The organism is Novosphingobium sp. Chol11 (assembly GCF_945870625.1).
GTDB lineage: Bacteria > Pseudomonadota > Alphaproteobacteria > Sphingomonadales > Sphingomonadaceae > Novosphingobium.
On sequence record NZ_CAMBTS010000056.1, the window covers coordinates 1 to 18,351 of the forward strand.

At 64.9% G+C, this 18,351-nt stretch carries 15 protein-coding genes and 1 pseudogene; 6 read left to right on the forward strand and 10 right to left on the reverse strand.

Annotated features, from left to right (window positions below; translation table 11 throughout):
• The coding region (locus Q0O40_RS10035) for an FAD/NAD(P)-binding protein (protein WP_295529233.1) at positions 1 to 1,850 on the reverse strand (1,850 nt) is incomplete at its 3' end.
• A gap of 102 nt (positions 1,851 to 1,952) precedes the next feature.
• On the opposite strand from Q0O40_RS10035, the gene Q0O40_RS10040 reads away from it, so the two are divergent.
• The 4 genes from Q0O40_RS10040 to Q0O40_RS10055 all read left to right on the forward strand — a co-directional run bounded on the left by Q0O40_RS10040 (position 1,953) and on the right by Q0O40_RS10055 (position 7,520).
• On the forward strand, positions 1,953 to 3,032 hold the full coding sequence (locus Q0O40_RS10040) for a spermidine/putrescine ABC transporter substrate-binding protein (RefSeq protein ID WP_295529234.1): 1,080 nt from the start codon (positions 1,953 to 1,955) through the stop codon (positions 3,030 to 3,032).
• A 14-nt stretch (positions 3,033 to 3,046) separates the two neighbouring features.
• The gene (locus tag Q0O40_RS10045) at positions 3,047 to 4,396 is read left to right on the forward strand and encodes an aminotransferase class III-fold pyridoxal phosphate-dependent enzyme (protein ID WP_367183738.1); all 1,350 of its coding nucleotides are present in this window, start codon (positions 3,047 to 3,049) and stop codon (positions 4,394 to 4,396) included.
• Positions 4,397 to 4,489: 93 nt separating this feature from the next.
• The gene (locus Q0O40_RS10050) at positions 4,490 to 5,983 is read left to right on the forward strand and encodes a DUF4139 domain-containing protein (RefSeq protein WP_295529236.1); all 1,494 of its coding nucleotides are present in this window, start codon (positions 4,490 to 4,492) and stop codon (positions 5,981 to 5,983) included.
• 16 nt (positions 5,984 to 5,999) lie between these two features.
• Entirely contained in the window at positions 6,000 to 7,520 is a 1,521-nt protein-coding gene (locus Q0O40_RS10055; RefSeq protein WP_295529237.1) for a hypothetical protein, read from the forward strand.
• Between the two features lies 1 nt (position 7,521).
• On the opposite strand, the pseudogene Q0O40_RS10060 reads toward Q0O40_RS10055, so the two are convergent.
• The 9 genes and pseudogenes from Q0O40_RS10060 to wrbA all read right to left on the reverse strand — a co-directional run bounded on the left by Q0O40_RS10060 (position 7,522) and on the right by wrbA (position 15,776).
• Positions 7,522 to 8,280: pseudogene (locus Q0O40_RS10060) on the reverse strand (NAD(P)H-dependent flavin oxidoreductase).
• A gap of 18 nt (positions 8,281 to 8,298) precedes the next feature.
• Positions 8,299 to 8,763 carry a low molecular weight protein-tyrosine-phosphatase gene (locus Q0O40_RS10065; RefSeq protein WP_295529239.1) on the reverse strand — a complete coding sequence of 155 codons (465 nt, stop codon included), beginning with the start codon at positions 8,761 to 8,763 and terminating at the stop codon, positions 8,299 to 8,301.
• Positions 8,760 to 9,788, reverse strand: coding sequence for an ACP S-malonyltransferase (locus tag Q0O40_RS10070; RefSeq protein WP_295529241.1), 1,029 nt, complete (start codon positions 9,786 to 9,788; stop codon positions 8,760 to 8,762). The genes Q0O40_RS10065 and Q0O40_RS10070 overlap by 4 nt, the downstream gene beginning before the upstream one ends.
• Positions 9,781 to 11,979: an alpha-ketoacid dehydrogenase subunit alpha/beta gene (locus Q0O40_RS10075; RefSeq protein ID WP_295529243.1), complete on the reverse strand. Its 2,199-nt coding sequence runs from the start codon at positions 11,977 to 11,979 to the stop codon at positions 9,781 to 9,783. The genes Q0O40_RS10070 and Q0O40_RS10075 overlap by 8 nt, the downstream gene beginning before the upstream one ends.
• A 6-nt stretch (positions 11,980 to 11,985) precedes the next feature.
• On the reverse strand, positions 11,986 to 13,101 hold the full coding sequence (locus Q0O40_RS10080) for a glycerophosphodiester phosphodiesterase family protein (protein WP_295529245.1): 1,116 nt from the start codon (positions 13,099 to 13,101) through the stop codon (positions 11,986 to 11,988).
• 31 nt (positions 13,102 to 13,132) lie between these two features.
• Positions 13,133 to 14,041, reverse strand: a complete 909-nt coding sequence (locus Q0O40_RS10085; protein ID WP_295529247.1) for a carbon-nitrogen hydrolase family protein — start codon at positions 14,039 to 14,041, stop codon at positions 13,133 to 13,135.
• A complete protein-coding gene (locus tag Q0O40_RS10090; protein ID WP_295529249.1) occupies positions 14,035 to 14,622 on the reverse strand; it encodes a GNAT family N-acetyltransferase in 588 nt (195 codons plus the stop codon). Before Q0O40_RS10090 ends, Q0O40_RS10085 begins: the two co-directional genes overlap by 7 nt.
• The gene (locus Q0O40_RS10095) at positions 14,619 to 15,029 is read right to left on the reverse strand and encodes a ketosteroid isomerase-related protein (protein WP_295529251.1); all 411 of its coding nucleotides are present in this window, start codon (positions 15,027 to 15,029) and stop codon (positions 14,619 to 14,621) included. The genes Q0O40_RS10090 and Q0O40_RS10095 overlap by 4 nt, the downstream gene beginning before the upstream one ends.
• Positions 15,030 to 15,176: 147 nt before the next feature.
• Positions 15,177 to 15,776, reverse strand: coding sequence for an NAD(P)H:quinone oxidoreductase (gene wrbA, locus Q0O40_RS10100; RefSeq protein ID WP_295529253.1), 600 nt, complete (start codon positions 15,774 to 15,776; stop codon positions 15,177 to 15,179).
• A gap of 292 nt (positions 15,777 to 16,068) precedes the next feature.
• Between wrbA and purC the strand changes: the two genes are divergently transcribed.
• Together purC and Q0O40_RS10110 are read left to right on the forward strand one after the other, a co-directional pair.
• The gene (gene purC, locus Q0O40_RS10105; protein WP_295529255.1) at positions 16,069 to 16,854 is read left to right on the forward strand and encodes a phosphoribosylaminoimidazolesuccinocarboxamide synthase; all 786 of its coding nucleotides are present in this window, start codon (positions 16,069 to 16,071) and stop codon (positions 16,852 to 16,854) included.
• 535 nt (positions 16,855 to 17,389) lie between these two features.
• The coding region (locus Q0O40_RS10110; protein WP_295529257.1) for a CocE/NonD family hydrolase at positions 17,390 to 18,351 on the forward strand (962 nt) is incomplete at its 3' end.

The window sequence follows — 18,351 nt, forward strand, 5'->3', positions numbered from 1 at the left end:
GCCGCGCGGCCCGAGTCCGCGTTCGCAATCGTGATCGCGCCGAACTTTGCGCGGCCCACCAGATGCGGCGCGTCCGCTTCATCGTCGCGCCGTGCGTCCCACAGCGAGTTGTATTCGGCGGAATAACCGTGGGGCCAGCGGTTGACGGTGATCGCGGCGATGTCCTTGTTCGCGTCGAAGCCGTGCTGGCCCAGCGCGCGGGTGAGCAGGTCGACCGCGCGGCTTTCGAAGGTGGCAAAGGGCGTGGCGAGAAGTTCGGCGCGGCCGGCGCGGCTTTGTTCGTGTTCGGGCAGGCCGGGGGCGTGGGGATAGCTGCCCAGTTCGAGCAGGATCGGCTCGTCGGGGGTTTTGGGGCCGGTGTAGCCGCCGATCTCGACCACGCGGTCCAGCCCGAAGCTGGTGTACCAGCCTGCCGGGCACCATGCGCGGCTGACGCCTGCCTTGGCAAAGGCGCGCCAGTTGGTGAGCGCCACGCTGGTATAGCATAGCGGCTCTTTCACCAGTTCATGGAGGCCCGCCTTCTGCGGCTCGGGCAGCTCGGGGATCAAGTAGGGGATCACCATGTTCCAGCAGGCCATCACAACATGGCGCGCGGCGACTTTGTGGACCTCCCCGCCGTTCGAATAAACGATATCTGCCCCAGCCGTGCCGCGATTGGCGACGCGCACGACCACGCTCGACAAGCGGATGCGCACCTGATTGTCGGCGCTGTCGAGCGTTTCATAATTGCAGGGCGCGAGCACCGATTCCTCGGCCGTCACGCCTGCCTTCATGAAGCCGGGCACCAGCCCCGCGACCAAAAGCCGCGCAATCGAACCGTTGCCGTCGGGGAAATGGAACGAGTACGAGCCGCCGGTATTGGCAAAGCCGCGCGGGGTGTGGCCCATGCGCATGGTGCCGCCCTTGTCGATCTTCAGCCCCTCGAAACCGATGAACCGCGCGCCCCAGGCATCGAGCGCCGAGATGGCATCGCCCGCCGCGCACCACCAGCCAAGCGGGCGGTTTTGATACCACCACACCGATTCCTCGTTCATCCCGCCGTGCTTCAGCATGAAATCGCGGTAGCTGATGCGGCTCATGTAATCCTTGCGCTCGGCCATCGGCATCGTGCCCAGCGGGTCGCTGGTCCCGGCTTCGCGCGCCACGATCTGCGCCTGCGCCGCGGCGGAGAGCGGCGACCGGGCAAGGCTTTGCGCCAGCGTTTCGGACTTGGGCATGCGGATCAGAGCATCGCGGCCAAAGGTCTCGCGGTCGAAAAACACCCCGCCGGTCAGCCCCGCTGCGCTGAGCGCCGCCCCTGCGTGTTCCTCATACTTTTCCGCCAGCGCGGGGACATCGATGCCGATGCGGCGCAGCAGGCCATCGGCGACCGGGCTATAAGGCTCCGGGCTATCGATGCCGAGCGTGCCGCCGTTGATGATCAGCCGCTTGCCGTCGATGTTGAATTCGTTGCGCTTGGCATGGCCGCCCACGTCGTCGTGGTTTTCCAGGATCAGGATGCGCGCCTTGGGGTTTTTGTCGCGGTAAAACATCGCCGCCGAAAGCCCGCTGATGCCGCCGCCGACGACGACAAGGTCATAGTCTTCCATCGCCGGGCCGGCCAGCGCCTGCCCCACCGCTTCGCCATCGCGCAGCGCGTGGGCGGTTTCAAACGAGCCGGGATGCGATCCGCGCATGCCGGTGCGCAAGGGGGGGTAATAGCCGCCGGGCTCATCGGGAAAGGCGGGCAGTGCCGCGCTGGCGGGCACAGTCAGGCCGAGCGCGGCGGCGGCGGCAGCCGATCCGGCGGCGGCCCCTTGCACGAAATCGCGGCGGGTGACGTTCGGTCCCAAAGTGTGCTTGTCGCTCATCTTGCGCATCTCCCATCGGCACAGGGTCTTTACACGTGCTACTGTGATCACATACGCTGGCGCGATGCAATGCCCTCGTTAGGGCGCTAGGATCATCGCACCATGCAGCTTCCCTTCGCGAGACCCAATTCACGGCGGGGATTTCTGGCCGGGATAGGTGCCGCCGCTGTCGGCATCACCTTTTCGGGGCTGGCGGGATGCAAGGGCAAGAGCGGGCCGCAGCTCAACTTCTACACCTGGGATACCTACGTCGGCAAGAATACGCTGGCGGGCTTTGAAAAGGCGACCGGCGTCAGCGTCAACATGAGCCTTTATTCCAACAACGACGAGCTGTTTGCCAAGCTGCGCAGCGGCAATCCCGGCTATGATGTGGTGGTGCCGTCCAACGATTTCACACAGCGAATGGCCAAAGCGGGCATGTTGATGCCGCTCGATCATGCCAAGCTGCCCAATATCAAAAACATCGCTCCTGCTTTCCAAGACCCGCCTTATGATCCGGGCCGCAAGTTCGCGATGCCTTATACCTGGCTGGTGCTCGGCATCGGCTACCGCAAATCGAAGGTCCAGGGCGTGCCCGACAGCCTCAAATGGGTGCTCGATTCGGATCGCTACAAGGGGCGGATCGCGCTGATTTCGGATGCGGCGGACCTCTGCCGCCTGACCGAAATCTATTTGGGGCATGATATCAATGCGTTCGATCCCAAAAAGGTCGCGCAAGTGCAGGATCTGCTGATCCGGCAAAAGCCCAATATCGCCACCTTCCATGATGACAACGGGCAGGATCTGCTGCTGTCGGGCGATTGCGATCTGGTGATCGAATACAACGGCGATATCGCGCAAGTGGTGAAAGAGGACAAGGATCTGGCGTTCGTGGTGCCGCGCGAAGGCAGCATCATCCAGTCCGACCAGCTGTGCATCCCCACCGGCGCGCCCAATCCGCAAGCAGCCCACGCCTTCATCAATTATCTGCTGAGCGCCGAGGGCGGCGCAGATGTGGCGCAGACCATCGCCTATCCCACGCCCAACGCCGCCGCGCTGGCGCTGATGGACCCGGCTTATCGCCAAAACCAGGCCATCTTTCCGCCGCAAGAAGCGATGGCCAAGTGCGTTTATGCGCAATATCTCGGCGAGGCGCCCTACCGCGCTTATCAAGACATGATCACCCGCGTTCGCGCGGCTTGAAGGAGCAAAACCCCGTGGCCACAGACTTTGCAACCATCGACCGCGCCCCAGATGTTGCGGACGATCTCGACATGTCGCATTTCTGGATGCCGTTCACCAACAACCGCTACTTCAAATCCAATCCGCGCATGTTCGTGTCGGCCAAGGACATGCATTTCACCACCGATGATGACCGGTCGGTGCTCGATGCCACCTCGGGGCTGTGGTGCGTCAATGCCGGGCATGGCCGCGCGGCGATCACCGAGGCGATCCGCGAGGCGGCGGGCGTGCTCGATTTCGCGCCCACATTCCAGTTGGGCCATCCCTCGCCGTTCCGCCTTGCCAGCGCGGTCGCCAAGATCATGCCGCCGGGGATGGACCGCATTTTCTTCACCAATTCGGGCTCTGAAAGCGCGGATACCGCGCTCAAGATGGCGCTGGCCTATCATCAGGCCAAGGGCGACAGCGGGCGCTTCCGGCTGATCGGGCGGCAGCGCGGCTATCATGGCACCAACTTCGGCGGGCTTTCGGTCGGCGGCATCGGCGGAAACCGCAAGCGTTATGTCAGCCAGGTCTGGGGCGTTGACCATCTGGCGCACACGCACGGCGACGCGGCGCGCTTTCAGCGAGGGCTGCAGCCGAGCAACGGCGGGCTGGCCAACGAGCTGGAAGAGCTGGTTTCGCTACATGGGGCCGAGACGATCGCGGCAGTGATCGTCGAGCCGGTCGCGGGATCAACCGGCGTGCTGGTGCCGCCGATGGGCTATCTCCAGCACTTGCGCGAGATCACCAAGAAATACGGCATCCTTCTCATTTTCGATGAAGTGATCACCGGGTTCGGCCGGATCGGCGCGGCCACCGCTGCCGAGGCCTTTGGCGTCACCCCCGATATCATCACTTTGGCCAAGGGCCTCACCAATGCCACCGTGCCGATGGGCGCGGTCGCCGCAAGCCGCGAAATCCACGATACCATCGTCCACGGCGCGCCAGCGGGGATCGAGTTCTTCCACGGCTATACCTATTCCGGCCATCCGCTCGCCGCCGCCGCCGGGCTCGCCACGCTCGATCTGTATGCGCGCGAGGGGCTGTTTGCCCGCGCCGCCGCGATGGCGCCGGTGTGGGAGGATGCGCTGCATGGCCTACGCGATTGCCCGCATGTGATCGATATCCGCAATTGCGGGCTGGTCGGCGCGGTCGAACTCGCGCCGCGCGACAACGCCATCGGCGCGCGCGGCATGGAAGTGTTCCACCGCGCCTTTGACACCGGGCTGCTGATCCGCGTGACCGCCGACACGATCGCGCTCTCGCCCCCACTGATCGTGAACGAGGCGCAAATCCACGAGATCGCGGACGTGATCCGCAAGGTGCTGCACGAGGTCGCTTGAGGGTCAGCGCGCGTTCAGGTGGAGCTTGCGATTGTGGCGGCGGCCGATGCGGGGTAACCGGCATCTCACAAGCCTGATCGGGAGAGACCTTCGATGCGCACATCCACGCAAGCCGCGCTGCTCTGCGCAGCCGCCATCCTTCCTTTTGCGGCGCAGGCGCAAATCCTGCCCACCTCGGCGCAAGGCGACGTAGCAATCACGATCTACAACAACGATCTGGCGCTCGTGCAGGATACGCGCACGATGACCCTGCCAAAAGGGCGCAGCAGGCAAGAGTTTCCCGATGTTTCCGCCAATATCCGGCCCGAGACCGTCACGCTCTCGGCGGGCGGCGCAGGGATCGTCGAACAGAACTTCGATTATGACCTGCTCACGCCCGACAAGCTGATGGATAAGGCCGTGGGCCAGACCGTCACCCTGGTGCGCACCAACCCCGCCACCGGCGCGGAAACGCGCGAGAGCGCGACCATCCTTGCTAACAACGGCGGCACCATCGTGCGCGTGGGCGACCGGATCGAAGTGCTCGGCGGATATGGCGCGCGAGTGGTCTTCCCCAGCCTGCCAGCGGGCCTGCGCGCGCGGCCAACGCTTTCGGTTACGCTCGATGCCGATGCAGGCGGCGCACGGCCGGTCACGCTCAATTACTTGAGCCGGGGCTTCGGCTGGTCGGCCGATTATGTTGCGCTGTTCGATGATGCGGCGGGCAAGATCGATGTGCAGGGCTGGATCACGCTGAACAACAACAGCGGAACCGCCTTCCCCGATGCCAAAGTGCTGCTGGTGGCGGGTGCTGTCGGCCAGCAAGACGACAACAACGGCTATCAGTCGGCGCGCCCGAGGATGATGCGCGGGCCATCGGGCAACAGCCCCGGCACCGAGACCGCCAATCGCGAGACCCTCGGGGACTTTTACCTCTATCCCATCGCGGGCCGCACTACCGTTGCCAATGCGCAGCAAAAGCAGGTGAGCTTCCTCGATGTCGCAGGCGCGCCTGCCAGCAAGGGCTATTATTTCCGCAACGACTGGCTGGGCAGCCGCGACGAGGCGGCGAGCGTGGACAGCGTGCTGCGCTTCTCCTCCTCGCGCTCCGGCGGCCTTGGTGATGCACTGCCCGCAGGAACGGTGCGCGTCTACATGCGCGATGCGCGGGGCGCGCCGCAGTTTATCGGCGAAAACCGCATCGGCCACACGCCGATGGGATCGAGCCTCGCGCTCAAAACCGGCGAGGCGTTCGACGTGAAAGTGCAGCCCACCGTGCAAAAGCGCGAGCGGATCATGAGCGATGAATGGGCGCGCACCGCGCGCTACCGCATCAGCGTGGACGGCAAGCCGCCGCGCGAGGTGACGATCGACGAGACCAAGGAATTCTGGCGCACCACGATGACCTACAAAGTCACCAACGCGAAGCCGACGCCGGTGACGGTCGAAGTGGTGCAGGCGGGCCTCGACACCTGGTGGGGCGATAACCGTGTGCCGAGCGAGAGCATCAAGGGCACGCAGCGCTCCGCCGACGAGCGCACGTGGCAGGTGCCCGTGCCCGCCAATGGCGAGACGACGCTGACCGTCCAGTTCGATACCCGGTACTGAGCGGGAGCGCCCGGCGTTGCGCCGCTTTCTCGCGTTGGCTGCGTTCCTTGCCGCTCCGGCATGGGCGCAGACGGTCGTCGTCTCGCCCGCGCCCCAAAGCACGGCGGTCACGGTGTACCGCGCGCCGGAGCGCGCCAGCGACACCGCGATGAATCTCGGCTGGCTGGAAGGCTATGCGCTGATCACCGAGAAGCGCACCGTTTCCATTCCGAAGGGCCGCGCCACGGTGCGGTTTGAAGGGGTAGCGGCAGGGCTGTTTCCCGAAAGCGCAATCATCAGCGGCCTGCCCGCCGGGGTGCGCGAGAAGAACATGGACGCCGACCTGCTCTCGCCCGCCACGCTCTATGCGCGCGGGTTCGGGCGCCCTGTGCTGCTGCGCCGCCTGCACCCCAAAAGCGGCAAGGAGCAACTGGAGCGGGCGGTGATCCGCTCCGCGCCAGATGGTTCGGCCATCTTGCAGACCGCAGACGGCTTCGAAGCGATCAATTGCAGCGGCCTTCGCGAGAGCATCACCTATCCGGGCGTGCCTGCCGATCTTTCGGCCAAGCCGACGCTTTCGGTGGAAACGGATTCACCGGTTGCGGCGAAAGTAACGCTGTCGCTGTCCTATCTGGCATGGGGCTTTAATTGGCAGGCAAACTATGTGCTGCGCATGCGAGAGGATGGCCGCAAAGCCGATCTCGATGCCTGGGTCACTTTGGCGAGCAGCGATAGCACCAGTTATCCTGAGGCCGAGGCAGCGCTGGTCGCGGGCAAAGTGAACCGCGAAGCCGATAACGGTGCGCGTCCCGAGCCAACGGGGGATAGCCTTACATTCCGGTGCTTCATTGGGCCGATGCCTGAGCCCTTGCCGATGTCAGCCCCGCCGCCGCCGCCGCCCGCGATGATGGAACGGGCCGATATGGTGGTGACCGCGATGCGCATGAATGCGCCGATGATGAAGGCTGCTGTCGTGGTGCAACAGGAAGCACTCGGCGATCTCAAGCTTTACCGGGTGCCGATGCCCACCACCGTCGCAGCCAACGCGCAAAAGCAGGTGATGCTGGCCCAGAAGCGCGGCGTTTCGGTCACACCGTTCGTGCAGGTCGATGTCTACGACGCTTATGTACAGGGCAATGCTGCACTCATGCTGCGCACCCGAAACCGCAAGGAAGAGGGCCTCGGCCTGCCTCTGCCCGGCGGGCCGATCACCGTATTCGAGCCGCGCGGCGAGAACGCAGTCCTGATCGGCGAGGGCGGCGTGCCCGACAAAGCCGTGGGCGAGGACCTTGATCTGCGCATCGGCACCGCCACGCAAGTAACGCTGGAGGCCAGCGAGACGCGGCAGAATGACAAGACGCGCGCTGTAACGCTGACCGCGAGCAACGCCCGCGCGCAGCCGGTGCGGCTGGAGGTGCGCATCGCCAAGGACGATGGGACGCTGCTGCTCACGCCCTCGGCCAAGTTGAAGCGCAAGGACGGGCGCGATGTGTGGGCGGTCACGGTGCCCGCGAACGCGCGCGCGACTTTGCGTTACACGTTGCGGCGGCCGAGCTAGCTCAGACCAGCATCCCCGCCAACCTTCCGCGCACGATGTCTTCCGCATCGGCCATGATCCGCCCGATCAGCTCGGCGCACGTGGGCACATCGTGAACCAGGCCCTGCACCATCCCGGCCCAGAACACGCCCTTGGTCATGTCGCCGGTCTCCAGCAATTCCTTGCCCGCCGCGCCCGCGACCAGCCCGCGCCCAACACCGAACCCGCCCGAAGCGAGCATCGGAATTTTGACCTTGTCCGCTGCCGCCGGGATCAACACGAGGCCGGGAATGTCATCCTCGCCCGGATGCCCCGCGCATTCGAAGCCATCGATCGAGATCACGTCGCCGCCCGCACGCTCGGCCGAGAGCGCATGGCGCACAGCGGTGCATTTGTGCAGTATCTAGATGCCGTGCGGGCGCAGCATTTCCACGATTTCGCGCACCGCCGGGGTGCCTGCCGTCTCGACGATCTTGATCCCGCCATCGATGATGGATTGCGCATAAGCCTTGTAATCGGGCGAATTGATCGTGGGGAACACGGTGATGTTCACGCCAAAAGGCTTCGATGTCATCGCGGCGCAGCGCTCGATTTCCTCGCGCAGCTTTTGCAGGCTCGGCTGCGTCAGCGCGGTGAGGATGCACAGCCCGCCCGCATTCGAAACCGCGCTGGTCAGCTCGGCATAGCCGACCGATTGCATGCCGCCCTGCACGATGCGATGCTCGATCTCGAGCATCGCGGTGATCCGCGTCTTGAAAGCCCTCGTCCTGTCCCCTGTTATTCTGGCATCGCTTAAGTGCTAGCGCATGAGCCGCGCTACTATCTGTTTCGCGGCAAGGCTGACATCTTCCCAGGTCTGGGCAAAATCTTCCTGCGTACCGAAATAGGGATCGATCACCGCCGTTCCCTCGCGCCCGGGCACAATATCCATCAGCAGGCCCACTTTGGCCGACGCGCGGCGCGGCGCAATCCGCCCCAGATCGCGCAGGTTCTGCTGATCGAGCGCGAAAATCCTCTCGAAACGGCGAAAATCGTCCTGGCTCACCTGTCGCGCGCGATAACCCCCGATGTCGATGCCGTTGCTTAAGGCCTCGGCCTGCGCGCGCTCGTCGGGCGGGCTGCCGGCATGCCAGCCGCCGATACCCGCCGAATCGATGGTGATGGCAATGCCTGCGGCCACTGCCTCCGCCCGCAGCGCCGCCTCAGCCAGCGGAGAACGACAGATATTGCCGAGACAGACGAACAAAACCGAAGGCTGTGTCACCGAGTCACCATGCTCCGTTGTGCCGCCCTGCCCATCGCCAGCAGAAAAGGATCTGCCTCCTGCCGCTCAGAGAACCCTGCCTTGCCGCCAATGTCCAGCCAGCTTGCGCTCACCAGCACTTGCCCGATCGCGCCGCCCAAGGTCTCGCCCGGCCCCAATAAGACAATGCGATCCGGCGCAAACTCGCGGGTCGCGGCGGTCATCGCCGCGGTAAAATCATAAGCAGCGGTGATCTGATGCCCGAACGTGTAGTCCCACAGTTCATGAGTGTCCGTCTCGAAGCGCCTCCAGATCTTGCCGCGCCCGTCGATCAGCGGCACCTGCGGCGCGCCAAACCACTCTGGCGCCAGGCTGGCGCGTGCGGCATCGGCGCTCTGCTGCATCAGCGGCGTATGAAACGGACCATGCCCTGCCAGCCGCAGCGGTGCGCGCGGCATGGCCGGGCCTAATTCTTTCAGAGCGGCATCCAAAGCATCCAGCGCCGCCTCCGGCCCCGCCACCACCAGCATCCCGCCAAGCCGAATTGAGGGGAGCACGCCCGCCTGTGCGCATGCGGTCTCCACCGCGCGCGCCAGCCCCGGATCGACCCGCCAGTGCTCGTCCGCCAGCACCAGCACAGCTTGCCCGCCCGGCGCGTGGCGCTGCGAATTGCGCCCCATCGCATCGGCAATGGCAAAGCCGTGCTCGCCCGAAACCGCACCTGCGCAAGCCAGCGCGGTATACCAGCCCATCGAATTGCCCGTCACCGCGACAACGTCGAACCGCTCGGTGTCGATGCTCAGGAAATCGAGATAACTGGCGGCATAGATCAGCGGCGCGGCCACATCGCCGCGCAGATACAGCTTGGGCTCAAACTTTTTCGCGCCGTCGAGCGCGGTAAGCGTCTCCGCGCCGCCCGCCGCGCGCATCGCATCGAACATGGCAAGTTCGGCCCGCCCGCCTTGCTGGCGCGCGAGCGTGCCCAATTCGGGCGCATTATACGTCCCCCGGCCCGGGCAGACGACGACGATGGACTCTCTAGCCACCTGCCATCTCCAGCGCTTTCGCCACAATCATGTCGCGGCTGGGCAAAGTAGCGGTGGCGGCGCGGCCAAGCGGGATGAAGCTGTCGGTTGCGGCGATCCGCTGCACCGGCTTTCCGGGGGCCTGCTCGGCGAACAGCGCCATCAGCGCCTCGCTTTGCGAGCCGGTGATGCGGCATTCATCGACCACCAGCACTTTGGCGCAAGGCCCAACTGCAGCAAGCAGCGCATCCTGCGCCAGCGGCGCGATCCAGCGCAGATCGATCACCCGCGCCGCCACGCCCTGCTCCGCCAGCAGCTTTTGCGCCTGCAGCGAGAGATAAACCCCGTTGCCATAGGTCACGATGGCAAGGTCTTCGCCCACACCGTGCACGCCCACCTCGCCCAGCCGGATTTCCGCTACGCCGGGCGCTTCATAAACCGAGGTCCACCCGCCATCGCCTTCGCTGTGCAAATCGCGCGTCATATAAAGCGCAATCGGCTCGACAAAGATCACCACGCGGCCGTCCTCATGCGCCAGCCGCACGCTTTCACGCAGCATGAGCACCGCATCAGCACCGCAACAGGGCACCGCGATCACAATGCCCGGAATATCGCGGAACACGGCCAGACTGTTATCGTTGTGGAAATGCCCGCCGAAGCCCTTCTGATAAGGCAGCCCCGCAATGCGCAGCACCATCGGATTGGTGAACTGGCCGTTCGAGAAGAACGGCAATGTGGCCGCCTCGCCCCGGATCTGGTCCTCGGCATTGTGGACATAGGCGAGGAACTGGATTTCCGGCAGCGGCAGCAAGCCATTATGCGCCGCGCCGATGGCAAGGCCGAGGATCGCCTGCTCATCGAGCAAGGTATTGATCACCCGCGCCGAGCCGAACCGCTGATGCAGCCGCGCGGTCACGTTATAGACCCCGCCCTTCGCGCCTACATCCTCGCCGCAGACAATCGCGTTTGGATATTGCAGCAGCAGATCGGCCAGCGCCCATGACAAGAGCCGCGCCATATGCTGCGGCTTGTCCATCGCCGCCGCTTCATCGGCAAACAGCGCGGCGCGCGCCTCTGCCCCTGCCAGCGGACGCGGCGCGGCGGCGGTCCCTGGCGGCACGATGCTGGCCATCACCGCCGCTGCATCCGCCAGCTTGGGCCGCTTGATCGCCAGCTCCACCTGCCGCAGCAGCGCGGCCTCGATGCCATCATATTCCGCGCGCACATCGGCGGCGGCCATCACGCCCTCCTCGATCAGCAGCGCCGCGCTGGCGAGCAGCGGATCGCGCGCGTTGTCCGCCGCAATCTGGTCCTTGCTGAGGTACACCAGCTGCACATCATTTCCGGCATGGCCATAAAGCCGCACCGTCTTCATGTGCAGGAAAACCGGCTTTCGAAACCGCCGCGCATAATCGGCGGCCTCGCTCGCGCCGCGCCACGCATCGATCAGATCGCAGCCATCGCAGGCGATATAGTGCAGCCCCGCGCGGCCCGAAAAGCTCGCCTCGATCCAGCCGACGGGTGTGCGCGTCGATATCCCGATGCCGTTGTCTTCGCACAGAAACACGATCGGCATCGGTGTGCCCTGAAATGCGGCCCAGGCGGCGGTGTTGATCGCGCCTTGCGCGGTCGAATGGTTGGCCGAAGCATCGCCGAACGAGCACAGCACCACGCCGTCCTTCGCCAGCACCGTCTCTTCAAACCCCATCCGCCGCGCAATCCCGATGGAAAACGCCGCGCCCACCGCTTTGGGCAAGTGGCTGGCGATGGTCGAGGTTTGCGGCGGGATCGAGAGCCGCTTCGAGCCCAGCACTTTGTGCCGCCCGCCCGAAATCGGGTCCTCGGCGCTCGCGGTGAACGAAAGCAGCATGTCCCACGCCGGCGTCTCGCCCGGAACGCGGCCCGCGCGGTGGATCTGGAACGCGGCGTCGCGGTAATGCAGGAAGGCCATGTCATCGACCCGCAGCGCCTCGGCCAGCGCAGCATTGCCCTCGTGCCCCGAGGAACCGATGGTATAAAAACCCTCTCCGCGCGCCTGCAATTTGCGGCTGAGCCGGTCAAGCTGGCGGCTAAGCATCTGGCTGCGCAGCAACGCAGCGGCCCGCTGCGGAGCAAGGCCAGCCTCAGCGAGCCCCACGTTCGAGCGGCGGCGCAAAGTGCCGGCGTCGAGCGCGGCCAGAAACTGCTCGTGAACTTGCTGTGCGGCGTCCATCAGCGCTTATCCCGCATCAACCACTTCGCGGCCCAAAGCCGGATCGTCGGTGAAAAATCCGTCGAGCCCTTCGGCCAGATAGCGCTTGATTTCGGCGAGGCTGCCCTCGGGATTGCGCGCATCGTCGCCCTTGTCGTCCTTGAAGTCGGCGGCGAGGAAGCGGTTTTCGGGGCGGAAGGTGTAGCACCCGGCGAGCAGCCCGGCGCGGTGCGCGTCGGCGGCCAGCGTGGTCGGCTCGCCCAGTTTGCCATCGGGGCCGAGCGGAATGTAGCTGCGCAATTGGGGGGCGACCCAATCGGCGTAGTTCGCGATCCCTGCCAGGCCCTCGTTCGTCAACATCTCGGCATAGGTCACGCTGCCGCCCGCTGCGGCCACATCGGCGGGGCGCGCGGCCGGATCATCGATCAGCTGCATCAGCTGCACACCCGCCATCTCGCCCAGAAGCTCGCGCAGCGCCACCAGATTGGCGATTTCGAAGGATTGCACGATCACCGGGGCGCGGCGCGCAAAGCCACTGGCCATCAGGCTATCGAACAACAGCTTCTCCATCGCAAAGCCTTGCGCGGCGAAATAGGTCGAGTGCTTGATTTCGGGGATCAGCCCGATCTTGCGGCTTCGCGCGGCGCTTTCTGCTGCGGTAAAATCAAGCACTTCGTCGAAGCTGAGCAAGCGAAACTGACCATCATAGCCCGCGCTTTGCGTGCGCATCGCGCCAAGCCGCTCCTTGGCGTGCAAGGTCTTGAGCTCGGCAAAGGTGAAATCGGTGGTGAACCAGCCGTCCTCGCTCACGCCGTCGATCACTTTGGTGGTGCGCCGCGCGGCAAATTCGTCGCGCGCGGCGACATCGGTGGTCTCGGTGATGTTGGGTTCGTGCCGCGCGACCAGCACGCCGTCCTTGGTCGGCACCAGATCGGGCTCGATAAAGTCCGCCCCGTCCTCGATCGCCTTGGCATAAGCGGCGAGCGTGTGTTCGGGCCGCAGCGCCGAGGCACCGCGATGGCCCATCACCAGCGGCCGGGAAGGTCGCGCCGCCCCGCCTGCGCGCAATGGCCCGCCCCACAGCGCGGCGGCAAGCGCTCCGCCGACCCTCATCGCTCCGCGCCGCGAGAATCGCCCGGTCATGATCGTCTCCATTAATCGCCAAAAAGGTTTGTCAGAGAAGCGAGACCGTGTCGAGGCGCGGCAGCGGCGCAGCGCCCGGCTGATCGGCCCAATCGCGCCTATTGAGCACGCCGCCATCGGCGCGCAGATCGGCAATGCTGGCGAGGTCGATCTCCCCATAAACCCACTGTCCTATGCCTTCCATGCCCACCGCAATCACGCCGTCTTCGGGCATGCCGCGATCGGGCGGGCCATAGATCCCCGCTGCGCCGCGATTGATGTCGACCGCAGGCGACCACAACGCCTCGCCCACTGTGGGCGATTGCACCGCAAAGCATTGCCCCTCCAGCGCGCGGGCCTGCGCGCCGATGCGCACGCGCCAATAGCCGTGCAGGCTGTCGGTGCAGCTTGGCACCAGCAGCACCTCGGCCCCCGCCTCCACCGCCGCCCGCGCCAACAACGGAAATTCGCTGTCATAGCAGATCAGCACCGCGATCCGGCCTAGCGCGGTCTCGAACAGCGTGAGGCACTGGCCGCCCGCTATCATCCATTGCTCGCGCTCGAACCGGGTCATCACCAGCTTGTCCTGCACGCCCACTTTGCCGCCGGGCGCAAACAGGCGCGCGGCATTGCGCACTTTGCCATCGCCGTCGCAGCGCGGCGCGCTGGCGGCAAGGATATGCACGCCAAACCGCGCCGCCAGCGCCATATGCAGCGCATCGACGCGGGGCAGCAGCGCCGAGACGGTCGCAATCGAGCCCTGCAGATCGCCCATTGTGGCGGGATCGAGCGAGGCCAGCTCCATCGCGCCATATTCGGGAAATACCAGCAGCGCCGCACCCGCGCCTGCCGCTTCCTCGACCCAGCGCGCAAGCTTGGCCTCATAGGCGGCCCAATCCGCCAATTGATCGATCGGATACTGCGCGGCGGCGACCCGCCAACGGTCCTTCGCGGCTACCACTGCCGCAGCCAGAATTGCATCGGCTTGGGGCTTTCCTCCGCCTCGCCGTGCTCGCGCCAATCCAGCTGCGTGACCAGCCCGGGCACCGGGGCATAGCCGCGCTTGGTCCAGAAAACATCGTGCGGCACATAGCCTGCGGGCTTCGCGGGATGGTCGGCGGGCTGGATCACCGCGGCAAAGCAGGCCGCATTCGCTCCGCACTGGCGCGCCTGCGCCTCGCGGCGGTCGAAAAAGGCATGGCCCACCCCTTGCCCGCGATATTGGGGCAGCAGCACGCTCTCGCCGAAATAGAACAACCGCGCCGCATCGAGGCCCTGCGCAGCGAAGGGCTCCCGAAACTCGCCCTTCTGGTGGATCATCGGTGCCGCCGTCGCTGCGCCGACAATCCGCGCGCCATCGAATGCCGCCACGAGCACGGCATCGGGCGAGGCCGCATATTCGGCCAGATACTCGGCCTCCTGCTTCGCATCGCCGTCATAAAGATAGGGATAGGCGGCAAAGACCTCGATCCGCAGCGCCGCCAGATCATCCAGCGCCGCGCCGATTTCCGCGCCGGTCAAGGGGCGGACAGTGATGCTCATCCGACGACCTGCGCGGTCCAGTCGGAAAGGTTGTAATACATCGTCAGCCGCGTGATCTTGCCGCCTTCCACCGCGATGAACGCGCCCGCCGGGAGGACATAAGTCTGGCCATTCGCCTCGGGCAGGCCCTCGTCCGTCGCCAGATAGGCCCCGTGCACCACAAACTCCGCCGCCGCGCGCGTGCCGTCGTCGCTGGCCATCAGCACGATGTCGGCCAGCCGCTCCTTGTAGCAGCGCTCCATATGCGCCAGGAACGCGGCGAACTTGTCCTTGCCGATCACCCGCTCGCCCTGATTGACATCGTGCGCCACGTCGTCCGCCAGGCAATCCAGCATCCCGGCCCAATCGCCCGCGTTGAACGCGGCGTAGTAGCACTCCAGCAGGGCAATCGTCTCGGCGCGGCTCATCGGCGGGTCTCCTTAAGGAGATGCGGCAATAACGAGCCCGCAAGCACTGCGCCAGATGCACCCCCCATGCAAAATCTGCATTTCCCCGCCATTCCTCCCCGAGCTTGCTCGGGGAGGTGGCAGCGCGAAGCGCTGACGGAGGGGCAATTACCCAAACAGCTTCGCCGCCGTTTCCGCCACGCGCTTGCCCAGATAGCGCGCGCCGTCAAGTTCGCTTTCGCTGGGCTGGCGGCTGCCGTCGCCGTTCGCGATCGTGGTCGCGCCATAAGGCGCGCCGCCGGTCACTGCGTCGTTGCTCATCTGCGCCTGAAAGCCATAGTCCAGCCCGACAATGGTCATGCCGAAATGCAGCAGGTTGGTGATGATCGAAAACAAGGTGGTTTCATTGCCGCCATGCTGCGTGGCCGACGAAGTAAAAGCCGCGCCCACTTTGCCATTGAGCGCGCCGCGCGCCCACAGGCCGCCCGCCTGATCGAGAAACGCCGCCATCTGCGAGCTGATCCGGCCAAAGCGCGTGCCGGTGCCCACGATGATAGCGTCGTAATGCTCCAGATCGGCAATCGCGGCGAGAGGGGCTGCCTGATCGAGCTTGAAGTGCGCCTTTTCGGCGATCTCCAGCGGCACCGTTTCGGGCACGCGCTTCACATCGACATGCGCGCCGCCCGCGCGCGCGCCCTCGGCAATGGCGTGTGCCATCGTCTCGATATGGCCGTAAGTCGAATAATAGAGCACCAGAACTTTGGTCATCGCATCGTATCCTTTTGCCAGCGGGAGCCTATCCCCCGGGAACAGGCACAGCGATACGATGTTCCGATTGTTCGGTTCAGCAGGATAAGATCGAAGGAAACGTTCGAACAATCCGGCAAGCCGCCAGCGCACACGGTGCCCGCCACCGCAATTGCGCCGCACTGCAATTTCGCCTAAGGATGCAGCCCCGGCTTAGCGATGGTGTCGCCTCAGGTGATATCGCCGCGCTGCCGGGGTTTTTCATTCACCGTTAAGGGCTACCCTTACGCGCGAATCGCAGAAAGAAGTGCCCATGTCGCGTCGCCGCCAGATTTACGAAGGCAAGGCCAAGATCCTCTACGAAGGCCCTGAGCCGGGCACCATCATCCAGTATTTCAAGGACGATGCCACCGCGTTCAACGCGCAGAAGCGCGGCACGATCAATGGCAAGGGCGTGATCAACAATCGCATCAGCGAATATGTGTTCACCCGCCTTGCCCATATCGGCATTCCCACGCACTTCATCCGCCGGCTCAACATGCGCGAGCAGCTGGTCCGCCAGGTCGAGATCATCCCGATCGAGGTCGTGGTGCGCAATGTCGCAGCCGGCTCGATCAGCAAGCGCCTCGGCATCGAAGAGGGCGAGCCGCTGCCCCACACCCTGATCGAATATTACTACAAGGACGATGCGCTGGGCGATCCGATGGTCGCCGAAGAACACATCGCCTGCTTCGGCTGGGCCAGCAACGAGGAGATGCAGGACATTTCCAGCATGGCCATCCGCATCAACGATTTCCTCGTCGGCCTGTTCTCAGCGATCAATATCCGCCTTGTCGATTTCAAGCTGGAGTTCGGCCGCATCTGGGACGGCGACTATGCCCGCGTGATCCTCGCTGACGAAATCAGCCCCGACGGCTGCCGCCTGTGGGACATGACCACCGGCGAAAAGCTCGACAAAGACCGTTTCCGCCAGGATCTGGGCGGCGAGGAGGAGGCGTATCAAGAAGTCGCCCGCCGCCTCGGCCTGCTCGAAAACGGCGACGGCCCCAGCGAAGTGCTCGACCTCGGTGCCCACCGCAAACTGCGCTCGAAGAAGTAATTGCCGTCCTTTCCCCCCCCTCCCGCCTGCGGGAGGGGCCGGGGGTGGGCCCCGCGGCCTTCCGGGCCTTCTCGTCTAAGAAAAATTTGCCTCCGGCGGGCAAGGGCCACCGCCCTTGCATCCCAATGCCATTTCCTCCCCGAGCTTGCCTCGGGGAGGTGGCAGCGAAAAGCGCTAACGGAGGGGCAATACCTCCCCGGCACGGGGAGGGGGACCGCCCAAAGGGTGGTCGAGGGGCACCCTCAGGAAACCCCGGCGCGCCAATCATCCCCCCAGCCATAGGAATCGGCCACCGCTTCATCGAGCGCGCGGTGCGCATGGGGGCACGGTCTGTGCGCACATTCGCTTTCCCGCGATTCGCGCGTACTTCGGTCGCTTGATCGACGGCGACGAACAAAGATGCGCCACTGATCGATCTGAATTATTCCCCAGGACTGTGCCAACTATGTCAACTTAGCCCCTCACACCCTCCAAAAAAGCCCGCGCACATTCCCGCGCGCCTTGTTACGCTCCCCTCAAACCGGGGAGACCATCCATGAAGATTCGCCATACACTCATCGCTGCGCTCTTGCTGGCGAGCGCCGCCGCGCCCGCGCTCGCCGCGCCGCCGGCCTATGACGAGCGCCCGGCCAAGCTCGAGCAGCCGACGGTGTACCGCGATTATGAGCGGCGCAGCGTCGATATCCCGATGCGCGACGGGGTGAAGCTGCACACGGTGATCATGGTTCCTAAAGGCGCAAAAGCGGCGGCAATGCTGCTCACGCGGACGCCTTATGATGCGGAAGACATGACCAGCCTGAACGGCTCGGGCAGCATGAGCAGCGCGGTCGATGGCTATGACAGCGCGCCCGATGTGGTGCTGGCGGGCGGCTATATCCGCGTGGTGCAGGATGTGCGCGGCAAGTATGGCTCCGAAGGCACTTATGTGATGAACCGCCCGTTCGTGGGCACCTCGCTCAATCCGACCAAGGTCGATCACGCCACCGATACCTATGACACCATCGACTGGCTGGTGAAGAATGTGCCCGAAAGCAATGGCCGGGTCGGCATTCTGGGCATCAGCTACGATGGCTTCACCGCGCTGGCGGCATTGGTGAACCCGCATCCCGCGCTGAAAGTGGCGGTGCCGATGAACCCGATGGTCGATGGCTGGCGCGGCGATGACTGGTTTCACAACGGCGCATTCCGCCAGATCGGCATGAGCTATATCTGGGAACAGGTCGCCACATCCGACAACGCCAAGCCTTACGAAGTGACCGAAGCCGACGCCTACGACCATTTCATGCGCTATGGCTCGGCCGGGCCGCTGGGCACCGCGCACGGGCTCGACCAGATCGGCTTCTGGCAAAAGATCAAAGCGCATCAGGCCTATGACAGCTTCTGGCAGGAACAGGCGATGGACAAGATCCTCGCCAAGGCCCCGCTCACCGTGCCGACCATGCTGGTCCATTCGCTGTGGGATCAGGAAGACATCTACGGCGCGCCCGCCGTGTGGGA